This window comes from Proteus sp. MB838 (genome assembly GCF_054767435.1).
Window position 1 is genome coordinate 1 of the sequence record NZ_BAABMO010000067.1, and the last position, 7,183, is coordinate 7,183.

At 40.9% G+C, this 7,183-nt stretch carries 3 protein-coding genes and 1 pseudogene; 1 reads left to right on the forward strand and 3 read right to left on the reverse strand.

Annotation, left to right across the window (positions count from 1 at the left end):
* The coding region (locus ACYUCW_RS17300; RefSeq protein ID WP_460409134.1) for a heavy metal translocating P-type ATPase at window positions 1-1,522 on the forward strand (1,522 nt) is incomplete at its 5' end.
* Window positions 1,523-1,608: 86 nt separating this feature from the next.
* On the opposite strand, the gene ACYUCW_RS17305 is transcribed toward ACYUCW_RS17300, so the two are convergent.
* The 3 genes and pseudogenes from ACYUCW_RS17305 to ACYUCW_RS17315 all read right to left on the reverse strand — a co-directional run.
* Entirely contained in the window at window positions 1,609-4,743 is a 3,135-nt protein-coding gene (locus ACYUCW_RS17305) for an efflux RND transporter permease subunit (protein WP_004252755.1), read from the reverse strand.
* Between the two features lie 25 nt (window positions 4,744-4,768).
* Window positions 4,769-5,908 (reverse strand): efflux RND transporter periplasmic adaptor subunit, encoded by a 1,140-nt coding sequence (locus ACYUCW_RS17310; protein ID WP_049210239.1) that lies wholly within the window; start codon window positions 5,906-5,908, stop codon window positions 4,769-4,771.
* 743 nt (window positions 5,909-6,651) lie between these two features.
* Window positions 6,652-7,183: pseudogene (locus ACYUCW_RS17315) on the reverse strand (RNA-guided endonuclease InsQ/TnpB family protein); the annotation flags it as partial.

Genomic DNA, 7,183 nt, shown 5'->3' on the forward strand with positions numbered 1-7,183 from the left:
AGCGGTGGTAATCAAAGAGGGTAAAAAACAGACAGTCCCTGTAGCTCAATTGCGCCCCGGCGATATTATTGAAATTGCACCAGGTGCGCGCTTACCCACAGATGCCGAATTAATTACTGCTTTTGCAAGTTTTGATGAAAGCGCATTAACGGGTGAATCGGTGCCGGTCGAACGTTTACAGGGTGAAAAAGTCGCTGCTGGCTGTTTATCTGTTGATCGCTCGGTGCAAATGAAAGTGGTCTCTGAACAGGGGCAAAATGCCATCGACCGTATTTTACAACTGATCGAAGAAGCGGAAGAGCGTAAAGCGCCCATTGAACGTTTTGTTGACCGCTTCAGTCGCTATTACACACCACTGATTATGCTGTTTTCCGCATTAGTGATCATTATTCCACCTTTATTATTCGCTCAACCTTGGGAAACTTGGTTCTACCGTGGTTTAACACTGTTATTAATTGGTTGTCCTTGTGCTCTGGTTATTTCAACACCAGCCGCCATTACATCAGCACTGGCAGCAGCAACAAAACGAGGTGCCTTAATTAAAGGTGGTGCAGCACTTGAACAACTGGGCACAGTCAATACCGTTGCTCTAGATAAAACAGGCACATTAACAGAGGGTAAACCTCAAGTCACTGATGTCATAGCAAATGTAGGCTTTAATGAGAAAGAGCTACTGATGTTGGCTTCTTCTGTAGAAGTTGGCTCTCATCACCCTCTCGCAAAAGCCATTATTAATAAAGCACAAGAGCAACAAATTGATGTTGTGGAAGCCGATAATCGCAAGGCTTTAGCGGGTAAAGGGATTGAAGGTTATTTAAATAATCAACATATTCTGGTCAGTGCCCCAACACAATTATCAGAAACCACACCATTATCTGCACAATGGCAACAACAAGTCGCTCGTCTTGAAGATGAAGGCAAAACCGTTGTGGTGGTATTAAAAGAAGATCAGTTCATTGGTGTGATTGCGATGCAAGATACATTGCGCAACGATGCTATCGAATCAATGAAAGTGTTGAAATCGATGAATATCAATGCCGTGATGTTAACCGGTGATAACCCAAGAGCAGCGGCTGCGATTGCACAAAAACTGGGTATGGATTTCCGTGCAGGATTGCTCCCTGAAGATAAAGTCACCTCAGTGATGGAAATCAGTCAAACACATAACACAATGATGGTGGGTGATGGTATTAATGATGCACCAGCAATGAAAGCGGCTACCATTGGTGTTGCGATGGGAAGTGGTACAGATGTCGCCTTAGAAACTGCCGACGCAGCATTAACCCATAATCGTTTAACTGGCTTACCCGAAATTATTCAGCTATCTCGTGCAACACGTAAAATTATACGTGAAAACATTACCATAGCATTGGGTTTAAAAGCGATATTCTTAGTCACCAGTTTATTCGGTATCACTGGACTTTGGGTTGCCGTATTGGCTGACTCAGGAGCAACAGCTTTAGTGACCGCCAATGCCGTAAGACTATTAAAAGTTAAACTAAAATCTCCTCACCAAGATTAAACTAACCTAAAAATAAAACCCAAACCACAGTCATCGCTATGGTTTGGGTTATTTTTACGCTTAAATCTCACTGCGAGATAATTCTATTACTTATCTATTTCCTCAATACTCACATGTGCTTTTTTTCGTGAAAATAGTTTAACCACAAAGACATAGAACAGTGGTACAAAGAAAATAGCCAAGAAAGTGGATGCGAGCATACCGCCAATTACCCCTGTTGCGACAGAGTGCTGACTACCTTGCCCTGCGCCTGAAGCAAGTGCCATAGGTAATACCCCAAAAGTAAAGGCGAGTGAGGTCATAATGATAGGGCGTAGTCTCATTCTTGCCGCTTCTGCTGCCGCATCGATTAATGGTTTACCATCCTTCTCATAAAGATGTTTAGCAAACTCAACAATTAAGATGGCATTTTTCGCTGATAGGCCAATGGTGGTCATCAAACCTATTTGGAAATAGACATCTGAGGATAAACCTCGTAACAGTGTTGCGATAACAGCCCCTAAAATACCAAATGGCACCACTAAAGCGACAGAGAAAGGTACTGACCAACTTTCATAGAGTGCCGCTAAGCTTAAGAAAACAAACAGAATTGTCATCACATATAATGCAGGTGCTTGGTCTTGTGTTTGAATTTCTTCATAAGACAGACCGCTATAGCTTAGGCTGATTTCAGATGGCAATTGTTTCATAATATCTGCAATTGCCAGCATCGCGTCACCCGTACTGTAACCTGGCGCTGGTTCACCTAAGATCTCAATCGCTGATAGCCCATTAAAACGCTCTAATTTCGGTGGCCCCATATACCATTGTGTTGTTGCAAAGGCATTGAATGGGATCATTTCACCGCGCTGATTACGAACATGCCATTTATCCAGATCGGTTGGCAACATACGCGCTGAGGCTTCCCCTTGTAGATAAACACGTTTAACACGACCTTCATCAATAAAATCATTTACATACATCGATCCCCATGCGGCAGATAATGTATCGTTAATATCAGATAAACGCAGTTGTAATGCTCTTGCACGCTCTTTATCAATCACAACACGTAATTGAGGTTCATCGTTTTTACCGTTCGGGCGAACATTAGTTAATACTGGACTTTGTGCTGCTAATTCGAGGAATTTATCACGAGCTTTAACCAATTCAGTATGGCCTAAACCCGCATTATCTTGTAAGTAGAAATCAAATCCCATCGCATTCCCCATCTCCATAATAGCAGGTGGTGGGAACGCAATAACCATACCATCACGGATAGAGTTAAAGTGTTGCTGTGCTCGTGCCACTAATGAGAAAACATCTTCTCCTTTTCCTTTACGCTCTGACCAATCAGCCAAGTTAACAAATGCCATACCCGCATTTTGACCACGACCTGCAAAGTTAAAGCCATTAACAGTAAATACTGTTTTAACCAGATGTTTTTCTTCGGTCAGTAAATAATCCCTAAATTCTGCCATGGTTTGTTCCATACGCTCAGCGGTACTATTTGCTGGCATACGGACTTCAATCATCACAACCCCTTGGTCTTCATTTGGTAAGAAGGCTTTAGGTAATTGCGTAAATAACCACCCTGTTCCAACGGTAATAATGAGGAAAATAAACATATAACGGCCTCGACGGTACAAGATATTGCGTACCCCCTTCTCGTAATAGTTAGTTCCTCTATCAAAGAAACGGTTGAACAGCCAGAAGAATCCACGACGTTTCTTCACCTTAGGTTGTGGCTTTTTCAATATGGACGCGCATAATGCGGGTGTAAATGTTAATGCGATAAGCACTGATAATGCCATCGCGACAACAATAGTCGCTGCAAACTGGCGATAAATAATCCCAGCCGATCCACCAAAAAATGCCATTGGCACAAAGACTGCTGATAAAACAAGACCAATCCCCACTAACGCCCCTTGAATTTGCGTCATCGAGAGAATAGTCGCTTCTTTTACCGAAATCGCCTGTTCATGCATGATCCGTTCAACGTTTTCAACCACAACGATGGCATCATCCACCAGCAAGCCGATTGCGAGCACCATGGCATACATCGTTAATACGTTGATAGTTAAACCTAATGCGGCTAATACACCAAAAGTTCCTAATAAAACAACCGGTATAGCCAATGTTGGCACCAAGGTTGCCCGAATATTTTGTAGGAACAGGAACATAACCAAGAACACTAAGATGGAAGCTTCGACAATCGTTCTTACCACAGAGCTAATGGACGATTTTACAGAAGGCGTTGTGTCATAAGGGAAAAGGGCTTTTACACCTTGAGGGAAAAACTGCGACTGAGCTTCCACAACCTCTTTTACTTTTTTAGACACATCAAGTAGATTAGCTCCGGGCGCTAAGCGCATAGCCATACCCGCAGACGGTTTACCATTGTATAAGCTTGAAATAGAGAAATTATCTGCCCCTACTTCGACTTTCGCTACATCTTGTAACAGAACTTGTGAGCCATCAAGATTCACTTTTAATAGAATATGGTTGAATTCATCCACTGATACCATACGTGATGAGCTGGTAATGGTTGCGTTTAACTCAACACCTTTTAATGCCGGTAAGCCCGCTAACTGCCCGGCGGACACCTGTACATTCTCATCTTGGATAGCCGCGGCAATATCTTTCGGCATCAGGTGATAATTGGTCAGTTTATCCGGATCAAGCCAAATACGCATAGCGCGTGGTGATCCCAATAACAGAATATCCCCCATACCATCAATACGAGAAATAGGATCTTTCATATGTGAGGCAAGGTAATTACCTAAATCAAAGGCATCTAATTTTCCAGATTCATCTACAAGGGCAACCACTTGCATAAAGTTAATCTGGAATTTCACTACCCTCATCCCTTGTCGTTGTACTTCAAGGGGTAACTTAGGAGTTGCTAATTGCAGTTTATTTTGTACCTGCATCAACGCAATATCACTATCCGTACCTTGTTCAAAAGTGGCGATAACTTCAAAGCTACCATCCGTATTACTATTTGAACTTAAATAACGGAAGCCATCTAATCCGCTAAGCTCTTGCTCAATAACTTGAACAACCGTGTCTTGCACTGTTTCAGCCGATGCACCGGGATAAACTGCGGTGATCATTATCGCTGGAGCTGCAATTTCAGGATATTGACTCACAGGAAGTTTTATTAACGACAATCCTCCTGCAATCATAATAACAATAGCCATCACCCACGAAAGTATTGGCCGATTAATAAAAAATCGAGACATAATAATGTATTACCTAAATGAAGACTTACTCTAAGGTGGTCTTTAATGAAATGTTGTTAGCAGGAACCGCATTGACTTTTACGCCCGGTTTTGCACGATGATGACCTTCTGTCATGATCCTATCGCCAGCTTGTAATCCCTGTTTTATGATCCATCCATTACCTTGTGGTTTTAATATTTCAACATCTCTTGCTTGTAATACTTGTTGTTGATCAACGATATATGTGATGGATTTACCACGGGCATCAAAGGTAATCGCTTGTTGTGGCACAACAATCGCTTTCTCTTGAGTTCCTTGCATAATGCGAGCTTTGGTATACATTCCTGGTAATAATTGGTGCTGTGGATTAGGGAATTTGGCGCGTAATGTCACTGAGCCTGTACTTGGCTCAACTTGGACTTCGGAAAAACTTAATGTACCGGTATAAGGGTACTGAGAGCCATCTTCTAAAAACAGCGTCACATCCATTTTATCTTCACTATCAGTGACGACACCTTGTTGGATCAGTGACTTTAATTTCAGTTGGTTAGTAATAGGTTGAGTAATATCCACATAGATAGGATCAAGCTGTGTGATGGTCGCTAATGGCTGATTTTGTCCACTACTCACTAATGCCCCTTCACTAACAAAAGAGCGACTGATTTTGCCGCTAATAGGTGATAAAACTTGGGTATAGCCAAGGTTAATCTTTGCTTGATTTAAATCGGCTTTAGCTTGATCAAGGCGTGAAACTACATCGTCATATTCTTGCTGACTAATGGCATTAGTGGCACGTAAAGATTTATAACGGGCAGCTAATTTTTTCACATTATCGTAAGCCGCTTGTGCTTTAGCTACCTGAGTTTCGTAAGGTTTTTTATCTATTTGATACAGTGGTTGATCTTTTTTAACATCACTACCTTCAGTAAATAGACGTTTTTCTAAAATACCATCGACTTGTGGGCGCACCTGTGAGACACGATAAGATGCCGTTCTTGCTGGCAAATCGACCGTTAATGGAAGAATTTCCTCTTTGACAGTATAGACTCCCACTTCTGGGATAGCAGGCTTGGTTGGCTGAGTCGATTGATCGTTACAGCCCATTAAGACAAAACTTACCATCATCACAGAAGTAAAAGGAATATTACAACCCTTTGTTTTAAATAAATGTTTTGTTTTTTTCATAGTTAGTGGAATTGTGCTGATAAAAAAAATACCGTACTCCCTATGCGAATGGTTTCCGGTACAACGAATTAATTAAGAACGTCATCTATTTATGGCTATTAAAATAAATAGTCTAAATATTAGATTAATAACACATACAGTTGAGATCCTTATTTATTAGAGGTTTTTGTATTTATTAATACGCTGTGAATAATGAACTTTTCAAGATATTTTAACAAGATTATAATTTATCAATATGTGGCATTTTCAATAAATGAAAACACATCTTATTGAAAATAAAAAAATTAAACAAAATAAACCCTATTATAAAAAACACTAAAATAGCATTTTTAGGAAAAATAAAAAGAGCAAAAAATTAACTAATAATTATCCCTTCATCATTAAAACGATGAATAAACAAACATTTTTAAATACTATTTTCACAATAATACAAAAGAGATAAATAAAATTATTTTAATTGTTTCTTATACGAAACTAATATAATAAATCTATTAATTCACACAAATCTATAAATATAGAAAAATAATCTCTTAGAAAAAACATGACTAATTCATCATAAAACCATTGCATTTATTCATGGGGTAAATAGATTTTATATGAGGTATAAAAAGGGAAGGAGAGCTACTTTTGCCTTGAAAGAAAGAGCCACAAGCGAGACAAGCCATGCTTTATCTCGCTTGATAAGCGTGTTTTTTACCAGTTGACATCCTCCACGCCCTAAAGGACGTGGATCCCTACTGCGTTCAGACTGATGTCTGAATCACCTCGGCGGGTTCCTGCTTCGACGGGCGGTCTGACTGCACCCTCCCTCCACAGGCAAGCACGGCATGTCCTGCCGCTAAAATGTTACGTGCCCCGTTGATATCAGCATTCGCTGTATATCCACATTCAAGGCACTCGAATTGACTTTGTGACTGCCGGTTTTCCTTTGCTGTATGACCACAGCAAGCGCACTTCTGACTGGTGTAGGGGGTATTGCCAGTACCTGACCTCCTCGCCAGAGCTGCTTGTACTCAAGCTGACGGCGCACTTCATACCAGCCCTGCTCCAGTATTGAGCGGTTTAAACCAGATTTAGCTTTTACGTTCCGTCCATACCGTTCTGTCGTACCTTTTGCCGATTTAGACATGTTACTGACCTTTAAGTCCTCAATGACAATCATTGCGTGGTTTTTGCTGATTTCACTGGTGACTTTGTGAAGGTAGTCTTTCCTGATATTGGCAATATGAGAATGCAGACGTTGAATTTTGCGCTTTTGTTTTTGCCAGTTGGCAC